Source organism: Streptomyces sp. NPDC016677 (genome assembly GCF_055562815.1).
In genome coordinates this window covers 984,412-1,005,757 of sequence record NZ_JBVHEO010000001.1, presented here as the reverse complement: position 1 = coordinate 1,005,757, position 21,346 = coordinate 984,412, and the positions used below count along the sequence as shown (strand labels likewise).

Annotated in this window: 22 protein-coding genes and 1 riboswitch; of the genes, 9 read left to right on the top strand and 13 right to left on the bottom strand. The window is 73.2% G+C overall.

Annotation, left to right across the window (positions count from 1 at the left end):
- Positions 1–133: 133 nt before the first annotated feature.
- A complete protein-coding gene (locus tag ACZ3IG_RS04435) occupies positions 134–1,630 on the top strand; it encodes a phytoene desaturase family protein (RefSeq protein WP_467428860.1) in 1,497 nt (498 codons plus the stop codon).
- Positions 1,631–1,678: 48 nt separating this feature from the next.
- Here ACZ3IG_RS04435 and ACZ3IG_RS04430 read toward each other — a convergent pair whose 3' ends face one another.
- The 6 genes from ACZ3IG_RS04430 to ACZ3IG_RS04405 form a co-directional block, all read right to left on the bottom strand.
- A complete protein-coding gene (locus ACZ3IG_RS04430; RefSeq protein WP_467428858.1) occupies positions 1,679–2,671 on the bottom strand; it encodes an SCO2102 family sporulation regulator in 993 nt (330 codons plus the stop codon).
- A 56-nt stretch (positions 2,672–2,727) separates the two neighbouring features.
- On the bottom strand, positions 2,728–3,651 hold the full coding sequence (gene metF, locus ACZ3IG_RS04425; protein WP_467428855.1) for a methylenetetrahydrofolate reductase [NAD(P)H]: 924 nt from the start codon (positions 3,649–3,651) through the stop codon (positions 2,728–2,730).
- 65 nt (positions 3,652–3,716) lie between these two features.
- A complete protein-coding gene (gene thiE, locus ACZ3IG_RS04420; RefSeq protein WP_467428853.1) occupies positions 3,717–4,400 on the bottom strand; it encodes a thiamine phosphate synthase in 684 nt (227 codons plus the stop codon).
- A gap of 131 nt (positions 4,401–4,531) precedes the next feature.
- A complete protein-coding gene (locus ACZ3IG_RS04415) occupies positions 4,532–4,897 on the bottom strand; it encodes an Rv2175c family DNA-binding protein (RefSeq protein WP_215167853.1) in 366 nt (121 codons plus the stop codon).
- 111 nt (positions 4,898–5,008) lie between these two features.
- Entirely contained in the window at positions 5,009–6,247 is a 1,239-nt protein-coding gene (locus ACZ3IG_RS04410) for an NAD(P)/FAD-dependent oxidoreductase (RefSeq protein WP_467428851.1), read from the bottom strand.
- 105 nt (positions 6,248–6,352) lie between these two features.
- On the bottom strand, positions 6,353–6,691 hold the full coding sequence (locus ACZ3IG_RS04405; RefSeq protein WP_437088237.1) for an avidin-fold protein: 339 nt from the start codon (positions 6,689–6,691) through the stop codon (positions 6,353–6,355).
- A gap of 52 nt (positions 6,692–6,743) precedes the next feature.
- Positions 6,744–6,855: riboswitch (TPP riboswitch) on the top strand.
- A gap of 6 nt (positions 6,856–6,861) precedes the next feature.
- Here ACZ3IG_RS04405 and thiO point away from each other — a divergent pair.
- The 5 genes from thiO (at position 6,862) to ACZ3IG_RS04380 (ending at position 12,181) form a co-directional block, all read left to right on the top strand.
- Positions 6,862–8,169, top strand: a complete 1,308-nt coding sequence (gene thiO, locus ACZ3IG_RS04400; RefSeq protein ID WP_467428848.1) for a glycine oxidase ThiO — start codon at positions 6,862–6,864, stop codon at positions 8,167–8,169.
- Positions 8,170–8,171: 2 nt separating this feature from the next.
- Positions 8,172–8,372 carry a sulfur carrier protein ThiS gene (gene thiS, locus ACZ3IG_RS04395; RefSeq protein ID WP_467429198.1) on the top strand — a complete coding sequence of 67 codons (201 nt, stop codon included), beginning with the start codon at positions 8,172–8,174 and terminating at the stop codon, positions 8,370–8,372.
- A 5-nt stretch (positions 8,373–8,377) separates the two neighbouring features.
- A complete protein-coding gene (locus tag ACZ3IG_RS04390; protein WP_467428846.1) occupies positions 8,378–9,172 on the top strand; it encodes a thiazole synthase in 795 nt (264 codons plus the stop codon).
- Between the two features lie 122 nt (positions 9,173–9,294).
- A complete protein-coding gene (pknB, locus tag ACZ3IG_RS04385; RefSeq protein ID WP_467428844.1) occupies positions 9,295–11,223 on the top strand; it encodes a Stk1 family PASTA domain-containing Ser/Thr kinase in 1,929 nt (642 codons plus the stop codon).
- Positions 11,224–11,296: 73 nt separating this feature from the next.
- Positions 11,297–12,181, top strand: a complete 885-nt coding sequence (locus tag ACZ3IG_RS04380) for a deoxyribonuclease IV (RefSeq protein WP_467428841.1) — start codon at positions 11,297–11,299, stop codon at positions 12,179–12,181.
- Positions 12,182–12,200: 19 nt separating this feature from the next.
- Here ACZ3IG_RS04380 and ACZ3IG_RS04375 read toward each other — a convergent pair whose 3' ends face one another.
- Positions 12,201–12,848, bottom strand: a complete 648-nt coding sequence (locus ACZ3IG_RS04375) for a sulfite oxidase-like oxidoreductase (RefSeq protein WP_467428839.1) — start codon at positions 12,846–12,848, stop codon at positions 12,201–12,203.
- Between the two features lie 194 nt (positions 12,849–13,042).
- On the opposite strand from ACZ3IG_RS04375, the gene bfr reads away from it, so the two are divergent.
- A complete protein-coding gene (bfr, locus tag ACZ3IG_RS04370; protein WP_215167845.1) occupies positions 13,043–13,561 on the top strand; it encodes a bacterioferritin in 519 nt (172 codons plus the stop codon).
- A 34-nt stretch (positions 13,562–13,595) separates the two neighbouring features.
- Here bfr and ACZ3IG_RS04365 read toward each other — a convergent pair whose 3' ends face one another.
- Together ACZ3IG_RS04365 and ACZ3IG_RS04360 are read right to left on the bottom strand one after the other, a co-directional pair.
- Positions 13,596–13,826 carry a (2Fe-2S)-binding protein gene (locus ACZ3IG_RS04365; RefSeq protein WP_215167844.1) on the bottom strand — a complete coding sequence of 77 codons (231 nt, stop codon included), beginning with the start codon at positions 13,824–13,826 and terminating at the stop codon, positions 13,596–13,598.
- Between the two features lie 162 nt (positions 13,827–13,988).
- Complete coding sequence (locus tag ACZ3IG_RS04360; RefSeq protein ID WP_215167843.1) at positions 13,989–15,341, bottom strand: class II 3-deoxy-7-phosphoheptulonate synthase; 1,353 nt, start codon at positions 15,339–15,341, stop codon at positions 13,989–13,991.
- A 96-nt stretch (positions 15,342–15,437) separates the two neighbouring features.
- On the opposite strand from ACZ3IG_RS04360, the gene ACZ3IG_RS04355 reads away from it, so the two are divergent.
- Positions 15,438–15,494, top strand: a complete 57-nt coding sequence (locus tag ACZ3IG_RS04355; RefSeq protein WP_462707615.1) for a trp operon leader peptide — start codon at positions 15,438–15,440, stop codon at positions 15,492–15,494.
- A gap of 99 nt (positions 15,495–15,593) precedes the next feature.
- Complete coding sequence (locus ACZ3IG_RS04350) at positions 15,594–17,480, top strand: anthranilate synthase family protein (RefSeq protein WP_467428837.1); 1,887 nt, start codon at positions 15,594–15,596, stop codon at positions 17,478–17,480.
- Here ACZ3IG_RS04350 and ACZ3IG_RS04345 read toward each other — a convergent pair.
- The 4 genes from ACZ3IG_RS04345 to ACZ3IG_RS04330 form a co-directional block, all read right to left on the bottom strand.
- Positions 17,432–18,427 (bottom strand): 2-hydroxyacid dehydrogenase, encoded by a 996-nt coding sequence (locus ACZ3IG_RS04345; protein WP_467428835.1) that lies wholly within the window; start codon positions 18,425–18,427, stop codon positions 17,432–17,434. The two genes, ACZ3IG_RS04350 and ACZ3IG_RS04345, sit on opposite strands and share 49 nt — an antisense overlap.
- 145 nt (positions 18,428–18,572) lie before the next feature.
- Positions 18,573–19,220, bottom strand: a complete 648-nt coding sequence (locus ACZ3IG_RS04340) for a response regulator (protein ID WP_467429196.1) — start codon at positions 19,218–19,220, stop codon at positions 18,573–18,575.
- A 22-nt stretch (positions 19,221–19,242) separates the two neighbouring features.
- Positions 19,243–20,493, bottom strand: a complete 1,251-nt coding sequence (gene macS / locus ACZ3IG_RS04335) for a MacS family sensor histidine kinase (RefSeq protein WP_467428833.1) — start codon at positions 20,491–20,493, stop codon at positions 19,243–19,245.
- Positions 20,494–20,519: 26 nt separating this feature from the next.
- A complete protein-coding gene (locus tag ACZ3IG_RS04330) occupies positions 20,520–21,332 on the bottom strand; it encodes a lysophospholipid acyltransferase family protein (RefSeq protein ID WP_467429194.1) in 813 nt (270 codons plus the stop codon).
- Positions 21,333–21,346 lie beyond the last annotated feature (14 nt).

Here is a 21,346-nt window from a genome sequence, read left to right as displayed (position 1 = left end):
CCCACGCCATCCCGTCCCCGTCTGGTGCGCACCGCGTCCGCTCCGGTACTCCCCCGGCCCGGCGCTTTGCGGAAGACCGCAGGTCAGGGCCCTCCCGACGGCGTTGTCAGCGGTGGCGGATAAAGTCCCTGGCATGGCACGGATTGCGGTGATCGGCGCCGGGATGGGCGCGCTGGCGGCGTCGGCCCGGCTGGCCGTCGCGGGCCACCGGGTGACGGTGTACGAGCGCACCGGGACGTACGGCGGGGCGGTGCGCCGGTTCGAGCGGGACGGTTTCTCCTTCGACACCGGTCCCGGTCTGCTGCCGCTGCCCGCGGTCTGGCGGGACCTGTTCGTCAAGACCGGCAAGGAGCCGCTGGAGCAGTGCGTCGAGACGGTGCAGGTCGATCCGTCGTCCCGGCACGTCTTCGCGGACGGCACCGAGGTGGCGCTGCCCAACGCCTCACGCGCGGGCGTCGTCGGCGCGCTGGACGAGGGTCTCGGTGCGGGCGCCGGTCAGCGCTGGGGCGACTTCCTGGTGCGGGCCCGCGAGGCCTGGGACCGGACGCGCCGGCCGCTGCTGGAAGAGCCGCTGTGGCCCGACTGGCGGGTGCTGGGCGAGCGCGAGCCCTACCCGGCCGTCCCGCACAAGCGGCTGCTGCGCACCCGCCGGGCCGGCACGCTCGCCGAGGTCGGCGCGTGGGAGCTGCGCGACCCCCGGCTGACCGCGCTCCTGGAGAGCCACGCCCTGGCCCACGGCCTTGATCCCCGTACGGCTCCGGCGAGCGCCGCGGTGCTGCCGTACATGGAGCACGCCTTCGGCGTCTGGTACGTCCGCGGCGGTCTGCGCGAGCTGGCGCGGGCGGTGTACGAGCGGTGCCTGGCCCGCAGGGTGGAGTTCCGTTTCGACACCGAGGTCGCGGCGGTCACCGAGAAGGACGGCCGGGCGGCGGGCGTGGAGCTGGCGGACGGCACGGTGGCGGAGGCCGACTTCGTGGTCGCCGGTGTCGCACCCGGCGTGCTGGACCGTCTCACCGGGGGCGCGGGGATACGCGAGGCCGGCGAGGTCCCGGCGCGGCGGGGCGGGGCGAGCCGGCTGACGGTGCTGCTGGCGCTGCGCGGCGGCCGGCCCGAGGGCGTCGCGCACCGCACGGTGGTGCACGCGCCGGACCGGGACGCCGAGTTGGCCGCCCTGTTCGGCGACGCCCCCGGCATGACCGCGCGGCCGACGGTGACGGTGCTGCGGCCGGACGACCCGGCACTGACACCGGACGCGGAGCACGAGGCGGCCGTCCTCACGGCGGTGGTACCGGCGGCGGACGGGGCGGATCACGGCGGCCGGGCGGAGCGGTTGATGGCCGTCGCCGAGCGCGCGGTCCCCGGTCTGCGCGACCGCCTGCTCTGGCACGAGACGCACACCCCGGCGGACGTCGCGGAGGCGACCGGCGCCGAGGGCGGAGCGGTTCCGGCGCCGGCCCTGGCCGCGGCCGGCGGACGTCTGCTGCACCCGTCGAACACCACGCGCGTGGGCGGCCTGTTCACCGTGGGCGGCTGGTCGCATCCGGGCGGCGGGCTGCCGCACTCGGGGATGTCGGGCGCGCTGGTCGCGGGGCTGATCGTGGAGGGACCAGAGTTCCGCGGCTCGCAGTGAGGCGGGCCGCGCCGTCCGGGCCGCCGGGGAGGTGCCGGGGGGGGCCGGTCAGTACCGGTACTGCTGTTCGTCGTACCCCTGGCCGCCCTGCGGCTGCCCGTGTGACCCGTGCTGCCCGTCCCCCTGGTAGGGATAGGGCTGCTCCGGCGGGAGGTCGCCGCCGTACGCGTCGTCGGTGCTGCGCTGCTGCGGGACCCACACCCCGCCGGCCGGGGTCTCGCCGCCGTAGCCGCCGGTGCCGTACTGCTCCTGCTGCCCGTAACCCTGCGGGGCGTACCCCTGCTGCTGCCCGGTGTCGTAGCCGGTGTCGTACCCGGTGCCGCCGTAGGTGTGGGTGCCGATGTACGGGTCGGAATAGGCGGCGTACTGCTCCTGGCCGGTGGCGTCGTAGCCGTAGGACTGCTGCTGGCCGTAGCCGGAGTAGTCGTAGGAGTAGGAGCCGTCCGCGGTCTGCGCGGCAGGGGCTTGCTGCTGGTCCTGGCCGCCGTAGCCCGCCGTGTCGTAGGTGCCGTAGGTGCCGGTGTCGTCGGGCATCGGCAGCGGCTGGTAGACGGGGGTTCCCTCGGCCGGGGTGTCGGTGGGGCGCCCGGAGGCGAAAACGTCGTCCTGGTCGTCGCGCCCGTAGCCGTACGCGGCGGTGTCCTGGAGGGAGGAGGCGCCGTCGGGGCCGGCGGGCGGGTGCTCGCCGCCGGGGCCCGGCTCGGCCGCCTCCGGGCCCGGGACCCGCAACTCCGGTTCGGGCCGGTCCGGTTCGGGGCGGCGGCGCTTGCTGCCGACGAGGCCCGCCGGGGCCTGGACAGCCCACCCCTCCGCGAAGCCGCGGCGGAACGACAGGGTGACGTAGGTCTGGCCGGTCGCGAAGGCGATCGCGCCGAGCGCGATGACGACGACCGACGGGATCAGCACGCCGAGCACCACACCGAGGAACCCGGCGAAGGCCAGCAGCCGCCAGCGCAGGCGCGCCTTGTACTGCAGCAGCACCTCACCGAGCAGCCACAACGCGACGATGCCGAACGCGATGTAGAGGACCGCCCAGCCCATGTACGCCCCTCTCCCAGTGACCGCTACGCAGTGTGTCGTATGTACGTGCGGCCGGTCTAGGCCCGCGGTGAGCGGTGCAGGCCCAGGTTCTCGTAGATTTCCAGCGTCGCCGTGGAGTTGTTGAGCGTGATGAAGTGCAACCCGGGCACACCTTCGGCCAGTAGCCGCGCGCAGAACTCCGTGGCGAACTCGATGCCAATGGAGCGTACAGCGGTCGGATCGTCCTTTGCTGTGAGGATCCGTTCTTTCAGATCATCGGGGAACGAGGCGTTGCTGAGCTGCGGCAGCCTCTCCAGCATCTTCACGCTGGTCACCGGCATGACCTCGGGGATGACGGGGGTCTCGCAGCCCGCCGCGACGACCTTGTCACGCAGTCTCAGATAGGACTCGGGGTGGAAGAACATCTGCGTGATCGCGTAGTCGGCGCCGGCCCGGCACTTGTCGACGAAGCGCGTCACGTCCTCGTCCCAGTCGGCGGAGCGCGGGTGCATCTCCGGGAAGGCGGCCACGCCCACGCAGAAGTCGCCCGACTCCTTGATGAGTTCGACGAGTTCGGCGGCGTAGGTCAGGCCCTGGGGGTGCGGCACCCAGTCGCCCATCGGGTCGCCGGGCGGGTCGCCGCGCACGGCGAGGATGTTACGGATGCCGGCGTCGGCGTACTGCCCGATGATGTTGCGCAGTTCGGCGACGGAGTGGTTGACGGCGGTGAGGTGCGCGACCGGGGTGAGCGTGGTGTCGGAGGCGATCCGCTCGGTCGCCCGCACGGTGCCGGCCCGGGTGGAGCCGCCCGCGCCGTAGGTCACGGAGACGAAGCTGGGGGCCACCGCCTCGACCCTGCGGAGCGCGTTCCAGAGGTTGCGCTCGCCCTTCTCCGTCTTGGGCGCCCAGAACTCGAACGAGTACGTCGTCTTTCCGGTCGCGAGCATGTCGCGAACGGTGCGCGCGTGATCAGTCCTGGTCGATGCCGTTCCGAGGGCCATACCGGCAGGTTAACCAGGGGTCCCCGGTCACCCAACCGGAGTCGAAGAATTGTCCGTATTGTCGGCTACTTGTCCATCCCTTGGACATCGGCGGCGCTCCTGAGCCGCTTGGCGAACTCGGCCGCCGCCGCGCCCGGGTCGTCGGCCTCGGTGAGCGCGCGGACCACGACGGCCCGGCGGGCGCCCGCGTCGAGGACCTGGTCCAGGTTGCCCAGATCGATGCCGCCGATGGCGAACCAGGGGCGGTCGGTGCGGAGGGAGGCGGCGTACCGGACCAGGTCCAGGCCGGGGGCGTGGCGGCCGGGCTTGGTGGGGGTGGGCCAGCAGGGGCCGGTGCAGAAGTAGTCCACGCCGCCCTGCGCGGCAGCGGCGGCGGCCTCTGACTCGGCGTGGGTGGAGCGGCCGACGAGGACGTCGTCTCCGAGGATCGCGCGGGCGGCGGGCACCGGGAGGTCGCCCTGGCCGAGGTGGAGTACGTCGGCGCGGGCGGCGTGGGCGACGTCCGCCCGGTCGTTGACCGCGAGGAGCTTGCCGTGCCGGGCGCAGGCCTCGGCGAACACGGAGAGGTGCTCCAGTTCCTCCGCGGCCTCCATGCCCTTGTCCCGCAGCTGCACGATGTCGACGCCGCCGGCCAGCACCGCGTCCAGGAACTCCGGCAGGTCGCCCTGGCGCTTGCGGGCGTCCGTGCAGAGGTAGAGGCGGGCGTCGGCGAGGCGGGCGCGGGCGGCGGTGGCGGCGGTTCCGGGCATGGGTGGTGCGTCCCCCGTGTGGGTGATGGATGGAGAGCGGCCCCGTTCGGGCGGGGCCGGGCAAGCGGGGCCGGCCCCGCCCGACGGCGTGCGGGGCGCGGCCCGCACGCCGGAGGGGGCCGGCGGGCAGGTCAGACCGCCAGCGCCTGGGCGCGGCGCTTCACCTCCGTGCCGCGGTTCTCACTGAGGGCCTGCGCCGGCGTACCGGGCAGGCTGTCGTCCGGCGTGAAGAGCCACTCCAGCATCTCCTCGTCCGTGAAGCCGTCGTCCCGCAGCAGCGTCAGCGTCCCGGACAGGCCCTTGACGACCTTGTCGCCGTCGATGAAGGCCGCGGGGACGTGCAGCGCGCGGTTCTCACCGCGGCGTACGGCGATGAGCTGGCCGTCCTTGACCAGCTGCCGCACCCGGGTCACCTCGACGTCGAGCATCTCGGCGATGTCGGGAAGGGTGAGCCAGGCAGGGACGAGAGCATCGATCTTTGCGTCAATCTCGGTCACCCCTCAAGCCTGCCATCTGCCACTGACACGCGGAAGCCGGACCCCTCCGACCAGCGCGGACGCGCCGGGAGCGCACCCCGTGATCCCTGGCTCCGGGACCCCGCTCCCCCGTCACGCCACCGCCGACTTCAGCGGCCTGGCCGGGTCCGCGAGGAGCCGCGCGTCCAGCGCCGCGCCCGACTCGATCAGCCGGCGGCCCTGGGCCAGGTCCCGGGGCCGGCCCACCGCCAGCAGCGCGACGAGGCGGTCCGCGCGCAGCCAGCAGACGGTCCAGGCGGGCCCGGCCGGGTCGCCGCGCCAGACCAGGGTGTCGCCGGCCGGGTGGTGCCCGGCGTACTGGACGAAGCGGCCGAACTGCTCGGACCAGAAGTACGGCACCGGGTCGTACACCGGCGGCGGCTCCCCGGTGGCGGCACCGATGATGTCGGCGGCCACCGTGCGCGGCCCCTGGAGGGCGTTGTCCCAGTGGTGCACGAGCAGCCGCTCCCCGTACCGGCCGGAGGGGAAGGAGGCGCAGTCGCCCACGGCGTGGACGTCGGGGGCGGAGGTGCGCAGGCGGTCGTCGGCCAGGACCTCGCCGTGGGGGCCGAGGACGATCCCGGAACCGGCCAGCCAGGCGGTGGCGGGCCGGGCGCCGATGCCGACGACGACCGCGCCGGCGGGCACGCGCGTGCCGTCGTCGAGGACCACGGCGCCCGGTTCGACGCGCTCCACGCGCGCGTGGGTGCGCAGGACCGCGCCCGCGTCGGCGTACCAGCCGGCCATCGGGGCGGCGACCTCGGCGGGCAGCGCCCCGGCGAGCGGCCGGCCGGCGGCCTCCACGACGGTCACCGCGCACCCGGCCTCCCGCGCGGCGGTGGCGAACTCCGCGCCGATCCAGCCCGCGCCGACGACCACGATGTCGTGCTGCCGGGCGAGCACCGGGCGCAGCCGCTCGGCGTCGTCCAGGGTGCGCAGCAGATGGACGCCGGCCACGCCCTCGGCGCCGGGCAGCCGCAGCGGCTCGGCGCCGGTCGCGAGGACCAGGGAGTCGTACGGCACCGGCCCCGCGGAGGTGTCCAGCAGGTGCTCGCCGGGGCGGACGCCGAGCGCCTCCCGCCCGAGCCGCAGCTCGATGCCGAGCGCCTCGAAGTCGACGTCGAAGGCGGAGCCCTCGGCGGTGCCCAGCAGGACGGCCTTGGACAGCGGGGGCCGGTCGTACGGCTGGTGCGGTTCGGCGCCGATCAGTGTGACGGTGCCGGTGAAGCCCTGTTCGCGCAGGGCGACCGCCGTCTGCACGCCGGCCATGCCCGCGCCCACGACGACCACGCGCCGCGCGGAGCCGCCTCGCTCCTGCGTCTGCTCGCTCACCCGATCACCTTAGACACCTGACTCACTGTCGGTCAGGGGGCACGTTCAGTGACCTGCTGCACACCTGCCGCGCACCTGCCGCACCTGCCGCACCTGCCCGCCCCGTCACCGGACCTGTTCCACCACGCTGGTGCCGCTGCCCTCCGCCGACTCCCACTCCCAGCTCTCCTCCAGCCGCACCCGCCCGTCCGGCAGGCCGACGACGTGCGACACGCAGTGCCCGCCGGCCGTGGAGCCGTCCGTCCTGAGCTGCACGTACCGGAAGTCGAGCCGGTCCCCCTCGCGCGTCCCCACCAGGTGCCCGCGGACCACATCGCCGCCGGCGTACTCGGCCCAGACGGCGCCGTCCCGCTCGTGGTAGGCGAAGCGGGTACGGGTGCCGACCTGGCCGGGTGCCTGGTCGGCGACCGGGGCGAACACGAGACCGTCGAGCGAACGTGCCACCGGCGGACACTCCCTTACAGAGGCGGACATCGAACCGTTAGGGTGGCCAACGTAAGGCACTCGCGGGAGCCCGGACGCACCGGGCTGAGAGGGAGGCTGGCGGCCTCCGACCGTACGAACCTGATCCGGGTCATGCCGGCGAAGGGAGGGGCTGGACGCCTATGTCACCCATGTCACCCGCGTCACCCACATCACCCGTGTCCGAGGCGTCCGACGCACCCGACGTCCTGATCGTGGGGGGCGGGATCATCGGCCTGGTCACCGCGTGGCGGGCCGCGCAGCGCGGGCTGGTCACGGCGGTGGTGGACCCGGCGCCGGGCGGCGGGGCCGCCCGGGTGGCGGCCGGGATGCTGGCCGCCGTCACCGAGCTGCACTACGGCGAGCAGACCCTGCTCGCCCTGAACCTCGCCTCGGTCCGCCGCTACCCCGCCTTCGCCGCCGAGCTGTCCGAGGCCACCGGGCACGACCTCGGCTACCGCCGCTGCGGCACCCTGGCCGTCGCGCTGGACTCCGACGACCGGGCGCACCTGCGGGAGCTGCACGCCTTCCAGCGGCAGTCGGGGCTGGAGTCCGAGTGGCTGTCGGGGCGCGACTGCCGGCGCCTGGAGCCGATGCTCGCGCCGGGCGTGCGCGGGGGGCTGCGGGTGGACGGCGACCACCAGATCGACCCCCGGCGGCTGGCCGCGGCGCTGCTGACCGCCTGCGCACGGGCGGGCGTGCGCTTCCACCGGACCACGGCCGAGCGGCTGACCGTCGTCCAGGACCGCGTCACGGGCCTCGTGACGGCCGACGGCACCGCCCTGGCGGCCGGGCAGGTCGTCCTGGCCGCGGGCAGCCTCAGCGGCCGTCTGGCGGGCGTACCGGAGGACGTGCTGCCGCCGGTGCGGCCCGTGAAGGGCCAGGTGCTGCGGCTCACGATGCCGCCGGGACGGCCGCCCCTGCTCCACCGCACCCTCCGCGCGGTGGTCCGCGGCAACCCGCTCTACCTGGTGCCCCGCGAGAGCGGCGAACTCGTCGTCGGCGCCACCAGCGAGGAGCTGGGCTGGGACACGACCGTCACCGCCGGCGGCGTCTACGAGCTGCTGCGCGACGCCCACGAGCTGGTCCCGGGCATCACCGAACTGCCCCTGACGGAGACCCTCGCCGGACTGCGCCCCGGCTCCCCGGACAACGCGCCGCTGCTCGGCCCGACCGCCCTGGACGGCCTGCTGCTGGCCACCGGACACTTCCGCAACGGCGTGCTGCTCACACCGGTCACCGGCGACGTCATGGCGCACGTCCTGACCACCGGCGAGCTGCCCGAGGAGGCCCGCCCCTTCACCCCCGGCCGGTTCGGCACCACCCAGGCACCCTTCCAGGCGCCCTTCCAGGCACCCTCCAAGGCACCCACCCGGGCAGCCACCCAGGCCCCCGTCCAGGCACCCGTCCAGGCACCCGCCTCCGCGACCGCCCCCGCACCCACGGAGCAGCCCGCATGAGCATCAGCATCTCGGTCAACGGGGAGCCACGCCAGGTGTCCCCCGGAACGGCGCTCGACACCCTCGTACGGACCCTCACCGAGGCGCCGTCCGGGGTGGCCGCCGCCCTCAACGAAACCGTCGTCCCGCGCGCGCGGTGGTCGGACACCGCGCTGTCCGACGGCGACCGCGTCGAAGTCCTCACCGCCGTGCAAGGAGGCTGAGCACCATGGCCGACGATCCCTTCGTCCTCGGCGGTACGTCCTTCACGTCCCGCCTGATCATGGGCACCGGCGGGGCGCCCAGCCTCGACGTGCTGGAGCGCTCCCTGGTGGCGTCCGGGACCGAGCTGACGACGGTCGCCATGCGGCGCGTGGACCCGTCCGTGCACGGGTCCGTGCTGTCGGTGCTGGAGAAGCTCGGCATCCGAGTGCTGCCCAACACGGCGGGCTGCTTCACCGCCGGGGAGGCCGTGCTGACCGCCCGCCTGGCGCGCGAGGCCCTCGGCACCGACCTGGTCAAGCTGGAGGTCATCGCCGACGAGCGCACCCTGCTGCCGGACCCGGTCGAGCTGCTGGACGCGGCCGAGACCCTGGTCGACGACGGCTTCACGGTGCTGCCGTACACCAACGACGACCCGGTGCTGGCGCGCAAGCTGGAGGACGTCGGCTGCGCGGCGGTCATGCCGCTGGGCTCGCCGATCGGTTCCGGGCTCGGCATCCGCAACCCGCACAACTTCCAGCTGATCGTCGAGCAGGCGCGCGTGCCGGTGATCCTGGACGCCGGGGCCGGTACGGCGTCGGACGCGGCGCTGGCGATGGAGCTGGGCTGCGCGGGTGTGATGCTCGCCTCGGCGGTGACCCGGGCGCAGGAGCCGGTCCTCATGGCGGAGGCGATGCGGCACGCGGTGGAGGCCGGCCGGCTGGCCCGGCGGGCGGGACGCATCCCGCGCCGGCACTTCGCCGAGGCCTCCTCCCCGACGTCCGGCATGGCAGCCCTGGACCCGGAGCGGCCCGCGTTCTGAGCCGGGAGGCGGCCGGCGACCGGCCGGCCGCCGCGTGGGGTGCGTCACAGGTCGGTCGCGGGAGCGCCCGGGCGGCGGTCGTACACAGCCGTCTGTCGGCGACGGCTCGTACACTCACCTGCGTGGACACGACCCTTCAGGACCCTCTGGTCGGGCAGCGGCTCGACGGCCGGTACCGCGTAGACGCGCGGATCGCGGTCGGCGGGATGGCCACGGTCTACCGGGCCGTGGACACCCGCCTGGACCGTGTGCTCGCGCTGAAGGTGATGCACCCGACGCTGGCGGCCGATGGCACGTTCGTCGAGCGGTTCATCCGCGAGGCCAAGTCGGTCGCCCGGCTCGCCCACCCCAACGTCGTCCAGGTCTTCGACCAGGGCACCGACGGGGGCTACGTCTACCTGGCGATGGAGTACGTCTCCGGCTGCACCCTGCGGGACGTGCTGCGCGAGCGCGGGGCGCTGCGGCCCCGGGCCGCCCTGGACATCCTGGAGCCGATCCTGGCCGCGCTAGGCGCAGCGCACCGCGCGGGGTTCGTGCACCGCGACATGAAGCCGGAGAACGTGCTGATCGGGGACGACGGCCGGGTCAAGGTCGCCGACTTCGGCCTGGTCCGCGCCGTCAACACGGTCACCAGCACCACCGGCGCCGTCCTGGGCACCGTCTCCTACCTGGCGCCCGAGCAGATCGAGCACGGCACCGCCGACCCGCGCGTCGACGTCTACGCGTGCGGTGTGGTCCTGTACGAGATGCTGACCGGCGCCAAGCCGCACCACGGGGACTCCCCCGCCCAGGTGCTCTACCAGCACCTCAACGAGGACGTGCCGCCGCCGTCCGCCGCCGTGCCGGACTTGGCGTACGAGCTGGACGACCTGGTCGCCGCGGCGACCGCGCGCAACCCCGAGATCCGCCCGCACGACGCGGTGGCGCTGCTCGCGCGGGCCCGCGAGGCGCGCGCGGCGCTCACCGCCGGCCAGCTGGACGCCGTACCGCCGCAGGCGCTGTCCGGCGCGCACGACAACGCGGACGACCGTACGAGCGTGATCCCGCGCGCGCTGACCATGATCCGTCCGCTGCCGGTGAACGAGGAGGAGGCGCCTGCCGCGGACGGCTACGACCGCACCAGCAGACTGGACCCGCCGCCCCCGCCGCGGCGCGGCCCCGGTCTGCGGCGCGGCCCGCTGGCGATCGTCGTCGCCGTCCTGCTGGCGCTCGGCGTCGGCGCGGGCGTCTGGTACATCAACTCGGGACAGTTCACCGAGGTCCCGCCGCTGCTGGAGAAGACCGAGGCGCAGGCCAAGGCCCGGCTGGAGAAGTCCGGCCTGGACGTCGGCGACATCAAGCACGCGTACAGCGACACGGTGGAGCGCGGCGCTGTCATCAGCACCGACCCGACGGCCGGCACCCGTATCCGGAACAACGACTCCGTGTCGTTCACCGTCTCCGACGGGCCGAAGACGGTCGAGCTGGCCGATGTGGAGGGCTACCGCCTGGACCGGGCCGAGTCCGTGCTGAAGGAGGACGGGCTGGAGCCCGGCATGGTCACCCGCGCCTTCAGCGACGACGTCCCCGAGGGCTTCGTGATCTCCACCGACCCCGGGGCGGGCACCACGGTGCGCGCCGGATCGGCCGTCGCCCTCACCGTCAGCAAGGGCCGGGCGGTGGACGTCCCGGACGTCACCGGCGACGACCTGGAGGACGCGCGCGCCGAACTGGAGGACGCCGGCCTGAAGGTGGAGGTCGCCGCGGAGAGGGTGAACTCCGACGACTACGACGCGGGCCAGGTCGCGCGGCAGTCGCCCGCCGACGGCGAGCGGGTCGCCGAGGGCGACACGGTGACGCTGACGGTCTCCGAGGGCCCGGAGCGGATCGAGGTCCCGGACGTGGTCGGTGACAGCGTCGACGACGCGCGGCAGGAGCTGGAGGAGGCAGGTTTCGAGGTCGAGGAGGACCGCGGACTGCTCGGCCTGTTCGGCGACACCGTCAAGAGCCAGTCCGTCGAGGGCGGTGACACGGCGCCGAAGGGTTCCAAGATCACCCTGACGATCCGCTGACGGTCGCACCGCCCGTCCGCTGAAGACGCGCCGGCGACCGCCCCGCGGCCGGCCTGGCATCCTGGACCAGGACATGAGCACACCACCTTCGCCCCCGCCCGCCCGCCGCAACCCCGTCGGCGCCCACGTCCCCGTCGCCGGCGGCCTGCACTCCGTGGGCCTGCCCTACGCCCGCGACCTGAAGGCCGAGGCCGTCCAGGTCTTCGTCGCCAACCCGCGCGGCTGGGCCACCCCCGTCGGCAACCCGAAGCAGGACGAGGCGTTCCGCGCGGCCTGCGCGGCGGAGTCGATCCCCGCCTACGTACATGCCCCGTACCTGATCAACTTCGGTTCGCACACCGAGGCGACCGTGGAGAAGTCGGTCGAGTCGCTGCGGCACTCGCTGCGCCGGGGCCGGGAGATCGGCGCCCTCGGCGTGGTGGTGCACACCGGCAGCGCGACCGGCGGCCGGGAGCGGGCGGTGGCGCTGGCGCAGGTACGGGAGCGCCTGCTGCCGCTCCTGGACGAGCTGACCCACGACGACGACCCGTACCTGCTGCTGGAGTCGACCGCCGGGCAGGGCGCCTCACTGTGCGCCCGGACCTGGGACTTCGGGCCCTACTTCGAGGCGCTGGACGCCCACCCCAGGCTGGGCGTGTGCCTGGACACCTGCCACATCTTCGCCGCCGGGCACGACCTGGCCGGCCCGGACGGCACGCGGCAGACCCTGGACCTGCTGGTGGACACCGTCGGCGAGGGCCGGCTGAAGCTGATCCACGCCAACGACTCCAAGGACGTGGCCGGCGCCCACAAGGACCGGCACGCCAACATCGGCGCCGGTCACATCGGCGAGGACCCGTTCCGCGAGCTGATGGCGCACCCCGCGACCGCGGGCGTACCGCTGGTCATCGAGACGCCCGGCGGCAAGGAGGGGCACGCGGCGGACGTGGAGCGCCTGAAGAAGCTCCGGGACGGCTGAGGCCCCGCGGCCGGGGCGCCTACAGCTCGGGCCCCTCCCCCGGCTCCTCCTGGTAGGAGTAGCGCTGCTCGCGCCACGGGTCGCCGATGTTGTGGTAGCCGCGCTCCTCCCAGAAGCCGCGGCGGTCGGCGGTCATGTACTCGATGCCGCGGACCCATTTCGGGCCCTTCCAGGCGTACAGGTGCGGCACGACCAGCCGGAGCGGGAAGCCGTGCTCGGCGGTGAGCAGTTCGCCGTCCTTGTGGGTGGCGAAGAGGGTGCGCTCCGCCGCGAAGTCGGACAGGCGCAGGTTGGAGCTGAAGCCGTACTCCGCCCACACCATCACATGGGTGACGGAAGGCGCGGGCGGGGCGAGGCCGAGGAGCGTACGGGCGGGGATGCCGCCCCACTCGGCGCCGAGCATGCTGAACTTGGTCACGCAGTGCAGGTCGCCCACGACCGTGGTGTACGGCAGGGCGGTGAACTCCTCGTGGTTCCAGCAGTGCTTCTCGCCGTCGGCGGTGGCGCCGAAGACCCGGAACTCCCAGCGCTCGGGCCGGAACTTGGGGACCGGCCCGTAGTGCGTGACCGGCCAGCCGCGCTGGAGCCGCTGCCCCGGCGGGAGGTCGGGCTGTGCCGCCCCTCTCGAAGCACCTTCCCCCGACTCGTGTCCCACCGGCTGACCCATGGCTCCATCCTGACAGACCGGGGCCGTTGTCCAAGAACGGGCCCATTTAAAGTCAGTCTTGAATTCCGGCAATAAGCCGCAAAATTTACTAAGCCAGGACTTACTTACTAAGTGCAGACTTACTGGACGATCTTGGGAACCAATGCAATCATGCGGCGCAACCTGCCAGTTTTCGTGTGGAAGGAGTCTCTGCGATGCAGGGCGACCCCGAGGTCATCGAATTCCTCAACGAGCAGCTGACCGCCGAGCTGACCGCGATCAACCAGTACTTCCTGCATTCGAAACTGCAGGATCACAAGGGCTGGACGAAGCTCGCCGAGTACACGCGTCACGAGTCCTTCGACGAGATGCGCCACGCGGAGGTCCTCACCGACCGCATCCTGCTCCTGGACGGTCTGCCGAACTACCAGCGGCTCTTCCACGTCCGGGTCGGGCAGACGGTCACCGAGATGTTCCAGGCGGACCGGGAGATCGAGGTCGAGGCCATCGACCGGCTGCGCCGGGGCATCGCGGTGATGCGGAGCAAGAACGACATCACGTCCGCGAACGTCTTCGAGGCGATCCTCGCCGACGAGGAGCACCACATCGACTACCTGGACACCCAGCTCGAACTGATCGAGAAGCTGGGCGAGTCGCTGTACCTGTCGACGGTGATCGAGCAGTCCCAGCCGGACGCGTCAGGACCGGGCACCGGCGGTTTCTCGACCCACTGAACAGGCTCCGCCGTCCGAGCCCCACCGAGGTGGCTCAGGCGGCTTCCGGAAGCTCCGCCGTCAGCGGGGTCGGCGCACCCTGGTCGATCAGCTGCCGGCGGGGGCAGGCGCCGCGGCCGAGCAGCGCCTGGATGCGCCGGACGCAGCCGCCGCAGTCGGTGCCGGCCTTGCAGGCGGAGGCGATCTGCCGGGGCGTGCAGGCGCCGGCGTCCGCGTGGGACTTCACCTGTTCCTCGGTCACACCGAAGCAAGAGCAGACGAACACGCGGTTCACCTCCCGGGCGGGGTCATGGTCGCGCCCTACCGGCCGTGCCGGTGAGGCAAACCTAACCTTACCCATCTCTCAGGTACCGCGACAGCGGCGGGGGCGCGGATCGTATGTGACCCGCGCCCCATTTGCTTCCGCTGCTTCCGCGAAGCGGCTGCCCTACTGGTCCCGGTACATCTCCGCCACCAGGAACGCCAGGTCCAGCGACTGGCTGCGGTTGAGCCGCGGGTCGCAGGCCGTCTCGTAGCGCTGGTGCAGATCGTCGACGAAGATCTCGTCGCCGCCGCCCACGCACTCGGTGACGTCGTCGCCGGTCAGCTCCACGTGGATGCCGCCGGGGTGGGTGCCCAGCTCCTTGTGGACCTCGAAGAAGCCCTTGACCTCGTCGAGCACGTCGTCGAAGCGGCGCGTCTTGTGGCCGGAGGCGGCCTCGAAGGTGTTGCCGTGCATCGGGTCGGTCACCCAGGCGACCGTGGTACCGGACGCGGTGACCTTCTCCACCAGCTCCGGGAGCTTGTCGCGGATCTTGTCCGCGCCCATCCGGACGATGAAGGTCAGCCGGCCGGGCTCGCGCTCGGGGTCGAGGCGCTCGATGTACTGGAGCGCCTCCTCGGCCGTGGTCGACGGACCGAGCTTGATGCCGATCGGGTTGCGGATCTTCGAGGCGAACTCGATGTGCGCGTGGTCCATCTGCCGGGTGCGCTCACCGATCCACACCATGTGCCCGGAGACGTCGTACAGCTGGCCCGTACGGGAGTCCACGCGGGTCAGCGCGGACTCGTAGTCGAGCAGCAGCGCCTCGTGGGAGGCGTAGAACTCGACGGTCTTGAACTCCTCCGGGTCGGTGCCGCAGGCCCGCATGAAGTTCAGCGCGTTGTCGATCTCCCGGGCGAGCTGCTCGTAGCGCTGGCCCGACGGGGACGACTTGACGAAGTCCTGGTTCCAGGCGTGCACCTGGCGCAGGTCGGCGTAGCCGCCGGTGGTGAAGGCGCGCACCAGGTTCAGCGTGGAGGCGGACGCGTGGTACATCCGCTTCAGCCGCTCGGGGTCCGGGATGCGGGCCTCTTCGGTGAAGTCGAAGCCGTTGACCGAGTCGCCCCGGTACGTCGGCAGCGTCACGCCGTCGCGCGTCTCGGTCGGCTTGGAGCGCGGCTTGGAGTACTGGCCCGCGATCCGGCCGACCTTCACGACCGGCACGGACGCGGCGTAGGTGAGGACGGCGCCCATCTGGAGCAGCGTCTTGAGCTTGTTGCGGATGTGGTCGGCCGAGACCCCGTCGAACGCCTCGGCGCAGTCGCCGCCCTGGAGGAGGAACGCCTCTCCCTTGGCGACGGCCGCCATCCGGGCGCGCAGCTGGTCGCACTCGCCCGCGAAGACGAGCGGCGGATACGACTCCAGCTCCGCAACGACTGCGCGCAGAGCCTCGGTGTCGGGGTACTCGGGCTGCTGCGCCGCGGGCAGGTCTCGCCAGGTGTTGCCAGCGCTCGCGCTGGTCTTAGCGTTCACGGTCACGACCTCAACATTACGGGGTGATGTCGGGCCCTCCGGCCGGTGACCAGAAAATGAGACGACGGATACGCAGCGTGGGCATGCGGTAGGGTGCGTGGCATGTTCGCGCATTCGACCCAGAACTGGTGGTGGACCGCTCCTGTGGCGGCCCACTGACTGCGCGTACTCACACTTCGCGAAGGCCGCCCGAGAGGCGGCCTTCGGTGTTTTCGGCTCCGGGTCCGTCTCTCCTTCACAGAAGGAACACGACGACCGATGGAACACCTGCTGGACCTCCTCGACGACCCCCGCCCCTTCGCCCTGCTGCGGCGCCGCACCCCCGGGCACGACCAGGACACGGTGGAACTGCTGCGCGGGCCGGTCGCGGAGTACGACCGGCTCGCCGGCCTCCCCGACGACTGCCTGGCGCTGATCCCCTTCCGCCAGATCCGCGAGCGCGGCTTCGACGTCCGCGACGACGGCACCCCGCTGCTGGCGCTCACCCCCGAGGAGCGGTACGAGATCCCGCTCGCCGCCGCCCTGGAACAGCTCCCCGCGCACGACGTCCGGGTCGAGGGCGGTGGCTTCGACGTCGGTGACGAGGAGTACGCCGGGATCGTCGGACGGGTGCTGGCGGAGGAGATCGGGCGGGGCGAGGGCGCCAACTTCGTGATCCGGCGGACCTACCGGGGCGAGATCCCGGGGTTCGGACGGGCCGACGCGCTGGCGCTGTTCCGGCGGCTGCTGGCGGGCGAGCGGGGCGCGTACTGGACGTTCGTGGTGCACACCGGGGACCGGACGCTGGTCGGAGCCAGCCCCGAGGTGCACGTGCGGATGCGCGGCGGCACGGTCGTCATGAACCCGATCAGCGGGACGTACCGCTATCCCGCCGAGGGCCCCACCCCCGAGCACCTGCTCGGCTTCCTCGCCGACGCCAAGGAGATCGAGGAACTGTCGATGGTGGTCGACGAGGAGCTGAAGATGATGTGCACCGTCGGCGACATGGGCGGCGTCGTCGTCGGACCGCGCCTGAAGGAGATGGCGCACCTCGCGCACACCGAGTACGAGCTGCGCGGGAGGTCCTCGCTGGACGTGCGGGACGTCCTGCGGGAGACGATGTTCGCGGCGACGGTGACCGGGTCGCCGGTGCAGAACGCCTGCCGGGTCATCGAGCGGCACGAGAACGGCGGGCGGGGCTACTACGCGGGGGCGCTGGCGCTGATCGGGCGGGACTCCTCGGGCGCCCAGACCCTCGACTCGCCGATCCTCATCCGCACCGCCTCCATCGACGCGGACGGGCGGCTGCGGGTACCGGTCGGGGCGACACTGGTGCGCGGGTCCGACCCGGCCGGCGAGGTCGCGGAGACCCACGCCAAGGCGGCCGGGGTGCTCGCCGCCCTCGGCGTGCGGCCGGGACGGCCCGGCCGGCCGACCACGCGGCCCGGGCTGGCCGACGACCCCCGGGTGCGGGCCACGCTGGACGGGCGCCGCTCGTCGCTGGCGCCGTTCTGGCTGCGGATGCAGGAGCGCTCCGGGGAACTGACCGGGCACGCCCTGGTCGTCGACGGGGAGGACACCTTCACGGCGATGCTGGCGCACGTGCTGCGCTCGGGCGGCCTGGAGGTGACCGTCCGGCGGTACGACGAACCGGGGCTGCGGGCGGCGGTGCTCGGGCACGATGCCGGGCCGGTGGTGCTCGGGCCGGGCCCCGGCGACCCCGCCGACCTGACCGATCCCAAGATGCGGCTGCTGCGCTCGCTCACCGCCGGCCTCGTGCGCGAGCACCGGCACGGGGTGCTCGGGGTCTGCCTCGGGCACGAGCTGATCGCGGCCGAGCTGGGGCTGGACATCGTACGGAAGGAAGTGCCGTACCAGGGGGCGCAGACGGAGATCGACCTGTTCGGGCGGCGGGAGACCGTCGGCTTCTACAACAGCTTCGTGGCGCGCTGCGACGACGAGGAGTACGAGGAGCTGACCGCGCACGGGATCGAGGTCAGCCGGTCGGCGGGCGGGGAGGTGCACGCGCTGCGCGGGGCCGGCTTCGCGTCCGTGCAGTTCCACCCCGAGTCGGTGCTGTCGCTGAACGGCGCGGCGGTGGTGCGGGAGCTGGTGGGTCAGCTGCGCGGCACCAGCACGTTCTCCGAGCGGCGGCCGGCCCGGTAGTCCAGGACGTTGCGCACCGTGGCGTCGACGATCTGGCCGACGGCGTCCTCGGTGTAGTACGCCTGGTGCGAGGTGACCAGGACGTTCGGGAAGGTGACGAGGCGGGCCAGGGTGTCGTCCTCGACGGCCGTGAGGGACTTGTCGAGGAAGAACAGGCCCGCCTCCGCCTCGTACACGTCCAGGCCGACGCCCGTGAAGCGGCCCGCGCGCAGCTCGCCGACGAGGGCTGCGGTGTCGACGAGGCCGCCGCGGCTGGAGTTGACCAGGATCGCGTCGTCCCGCATCGCCTTCAGGGCTGCGGCGTCGATCAGGTGGCGGGTCTCGGGCATCAGGGGGACGTGCAGGGTGACCAGGTCGGAGGCGGCGAGGAGTTCGGCCTTGGGGACGTAGCGCATGCCCAGCTCCAGGCAGGCGGGGTTCTCCGCCACGTCCCAGCCGAGCAGCCGCATGCCGAAGCCGTGGGCGATCCTGGCGAACGCCTCGCCGATCCTGCCGGTGCCGAGGACGCCGGCGGTGCGGCCGTGCATGTCGCGGCCCATCAGGCCGTTCAGGCGGAAGTCGAAGTCACGGGTGCGGGTGGAGGCGCGCACGATACGGCGGTTGACGGCCATCGCGAGCGCCCAGGCGAACTCGGCGACCGAGTACGGCGAGTAGGACGAGACGCGGGCGACGGTCAGGCCGAGGCGCTCGGCGGTGTCCAGGTCGATGTTGTTGAAGCCGGTGGAGCGCTGGGCGACCATCCGGGTGCCGCCCGCCGCGAGGATCTCCAGGACGGACGCGCCGAGGTCGGCGTTGACCGACGTGGAGACGGTCTCGTGCCCTGCGGCGATGGGGGCGGTGTCCTCGTTGAGGAAGACGTCGAGGCAGCGGACCTCGGCGCGGCCCGCGAAGGCCCGCTCGATGAGGGGCTGCTCGTCGGCCTGCACTCCGAAGGCGAGGATCTCCACGCGGACGCTCCCGTCTCGCTGGGCTGGTGCTCCCGAATATAGGGCGCCCGGCCGCGGGGCGCCCGGCGCGGCGGCGCCGCTCGGCCGGACGCGCGGGCCAGGCGCCGTCCGGACCCGCGGGTCAGGCGTCGTCCGGACCCGCGGGTCAGGCGTCGTCCAGACCCCGCTCTATCGCGTACCGCACCAGTTCCACGCGGTTGTGCAGCTGGAGTTTGCCGAGGGTGTTCTGGACGTGGTTCTGGACGGTGCGGTGCGAGATGACCAGGCGTTCGGCGATCTGCTTGTAGCTCAGGCCCTTGGCGACCAGCCGCAGTACCTCGGTCTCGCGGTCGGTGAGGCGGGGCGCGCCGGGGGTGTCGGTGTCGGGGGCGGGGGCCGGTTCGGAGGCGAGGCGGCGGTACTCGCCGAGCACCAGTCCGGCCAGGCCCGGGGTGAAGACAGGATCGCCGGCGGCGGTGCGGCGGACGGCGTCCTGGAGTTCGCCGGTCGAGGCGGACTTCAGGAGATAGCCGGTGGCGCCGGACTTCACGGCCTCCAGGACGTCGGCGTGCTCGCCGCTCGCGGACAGCACCAGGACGCGCACCCGGGGGTCGGCGCCGACGACCTCCTTGCAGACCTGGACGCCGGGCTTTCCGGGCAGGTTGAGGTCGAGGACGAGGACGTCGGGCGCGGCGGCCCTGGCCCGGCGTACGGCCTGGTCGCCGTCGCCGGCGGTGGCGACCACCTCGAAGCCGGACTCGGCCAGGTCCCGGGCGACCGCGTCGCGCCACATGGGGTGGTCGTCGACCACCATGACCTTGATCGGCCCCCGCTGTTCAGTCACGTCCTGCCGCCTTCCCCCGCGCGTGCGCGTGCGGCACGCCCGTCGCGTCCTTCGGTACCTTCAGCTCGACCTCCGTGCCCTGGCCCGGCACCGAGATCAGTTCGGCCGAGCCGCCGAGGTCGCGCAGGCGCCCCCGGATCGACAGGGCCACACCCATCCGTCCCTCGCCCTCGGCCTGGGCGAGGCGGCCCTCGGGGATGCCGGGGCCGTCGTCGCGGACGGTGACGATCACCTCGTCCGGCTCGTCCTCGACGAGGATCCACGCGCGCGCGTGCTCGCCGGCGTGCGCGCGGACGTTGTCCAGGGCGGCGCCAACGGCCGCCGCGACCTCCCGGGCGGCGGCGGGGGCCAGTTCCACGGGCGCTCCGGGCTCGGCGAGGCTGACGCGGGCGCCGGCGTACGGGGCGAGCAGGGTGCGCAGGTCGGCGGGGGCGTCCGGGTCCTGGTCCGCGGGTTCGTCGACGGCCCGTACGACGGCGCCCTCGGCGGCGTCCTCCGACACCCGGGAGACGGGGACCAGGCCGCCGGAGACGAGGGTGCGCAGGGCGATCTCCTGCTCGCCGGCCATCCGGCCCAGCTCGGCCGCCTCGCCGCCGAGGACGGCGCCGCGCCGCTGCACCATGGCCAGCACCTGGAGCACGCTGTCGTGGATGTCCCGGGCGAGGCGCTCCCGCTCCCGGGTGGCGGCCTCGATCTCCAGGGCGCGGGCGAGGGTGCGCTCGGAGGCGCGGGCGACCTCGACGACGTAGCCGATGGCGATGGCGGCCACCCAGACGAGCATGACGTTGTGGACGGTGTCACGGGCCGGGCTGCCGCGCTCGACCAGGTTGGCGGCGGCGACCAGGGTGGAGGCGACGGCGGCCCAGCGCCAGCCGCCCTTGACGGCGAAGGCGAGGACGGAGCCGGCGGTCCAAATCGACGGCAGGGTCGGACCGCCGGCCGTGACGCGCTCGTGGGCGTCGGCGAGCGGGGTGAGCAGGATGCCGGTGAGGGCGACGGTGAGGTCGAGGGTGAGGAACCGCTTGGTGCAGGCGGCGGCGTTCGCGACCCGCGGGAGGGTGGCGAGCGTCCAGCCGGCCAGGACGACGTAGTAGCCGACGGCGAGCCAGGGGCGGGTGAAGTGCTCGTAGGCGGAGGTGAAGAGACCGATCGCGTAGACCATGGTGAGCACGCGGTAGGCGGTCAGCGCGCGCCACAGGGGCTGCTCGACCGACATCCGCATGACCCGCTCGCGCCTGGCCATCTCCCCCACCCCCGTCCGGGTCCCGGTCAGGACCCGGGGCTCGCGTCCCCGTCGCGCGCCTGCGCGGCGCGCTCTTTCTCGGCCTGTTCCTTCTCCGCGCGGGCGAGGGCGGCCCTGGCCTCCTTGGCCTCCCTGGCCGCCTCCTTCTCCGCTTCCTTCTCCGCCTTCGCCGCGTCCGCGAGCTGCCGCTTCATGGCGGTCGCGTACATGTCGACGTACTCCTGACCGGAGAGCTTCATGATCTCGTACATGACCTCGTCGGTCACCGCGCGGAGCACGAACCGGTCGTGTTCCATGCCCTGGTAGCGGGTGAAGTCCAGCGGCTTGCCGATGCGGATGCCGGGACGCATCAGCTTGGGGACCACCTTGCCCGGCGGCTGGATCTTCTCGGTGTCGATCATGGCGACCGGGAGGACGGGAGCGCCGGTGGCGAGCGCCACGCGCGCGAGGCCGCCCGGCTTGCCGCGGTAGAGGCGGCCGTCGGGCGAGCGGGTGCCCTCGGGGTAGATGCCGAACAGCTCGCCGCGCTCCAGGACCTCTATGCCGCTCTTGATCGCGGCCTCGCCGGCACCGCGCGCCCCGGAGCGGTCCACCGGGAGCTGGCCGACGCCCTTGAAGAACGCGGCGGTCAGCCGTCCCTTGACGCCCGGCGTGTTGAAGTACTCGGCCTTGGCGATGAAGGTGACCTTGCGGTCGAGGACCGCCGGCAGGAAGAACGAGTCGGAGAACGACAGGTGGTTGCTGGCCAGGATGGCGGGCCCGGTAGCGGGAACGTGCTCCAGGCCCTCCACCCAGGGTCGGAAGGCTAGCTTCAGCGAACCGCCGACGGTGACCTTCATCGCGCCGTACAACA

Bases quoted from the DNA above. Each gene is read 5' to 3' on its own strand.
- ACZ3IG_RS04435 (WP_467428860.1), top strand. From the start codon at position 134: ATGGCACGGATTGCGGTGATCGGCGCCGGGATGGGCGCGCTGGCGGCG.
- ACZ3IG_RS04430 (WP_467428858.1), bottom strand. From the start codon at position 2,671: ATGGGCTGGGCGGTCCTCTACATCGCGTTCGGCATCGTCGCGTTGTGG.
- metF (WP_467428855.1), bottom strand. From the start codon at position 3,651: ATGGCCCTCGGAACGGCATCGACCAGGACTGATCACGCGCGCACCGTT.
- thiE (WP_467428853.1), bottom strand. From the start codon at position 4,400: ATGCCCGGAACCGCCGCCACCGCCGCCCGCGCCCGCCTCGCCGACGCC.
- thiO (WP_467428848.1), top strand. From the start codon at position 6,862: ATGTCACCCGCGTCACCCACATCACCCGTGTCCGAGGCGTCCGACGCA.
- ACZ3IG_RS04390 (WP_467428846.1), top strand. From the start codon at position 8,378: ATGGCCGACGATCCCTTCGTCCTCGGCGGTACGTCCTTCACGTCCCGC.
- ACZ3IG_RS04380 (WP_467428841.1), top strand. From the start codon at position 11,297: ATGAGCACACCACCTTCGCCCCCGCCCGCCCGCCGCAACCCCGTCGGC.
- ACZ3IG_RS04375 (WP_467428839.1), bottom strand. From the start codon at position 12,848: ATGGGTCAGCCGGTGGGACACGAGTCGGGGGAAGGTGCTTCGAGAGGG.
- bfr (WP_215167845.1), top strand. From the start codon at position 13,043: ATGCAGGGCGACCCCGAGGTCATCGAATTCCTCAACGAGCAGCTGACC.
- ACZ3IG_RS04350 (WP_467428837.1), top strand. From the start codon at position 15,594: ATGGAACACCTGCTGGACCTCCTCGACGACCCCCGCCCCTTCGCCCTG.
- ACZ3IG_RS04340 (WP_467429196.1), bottom strand. From the start codon at position 19,220: ATGGTGGTCGACGACCACCCCATGTGGCGCGACGCGGTCGCCCGGGAC.
- macS (WP_467428833.1), bottom strand. From the start codon at position 20,493: ATGGCCAGGCGCGAGCGGGTCATGCGGATGTCGGTCGAGCAGCCCCTG.
- ACZ3IG_RS04330 (WP_467429194.1), bottom strand. From the start codon at position 21,332: ATGAAGGTCACCGTCGGCGGTTCGCTGAAGCTAGCCTTCCGACCCTGG.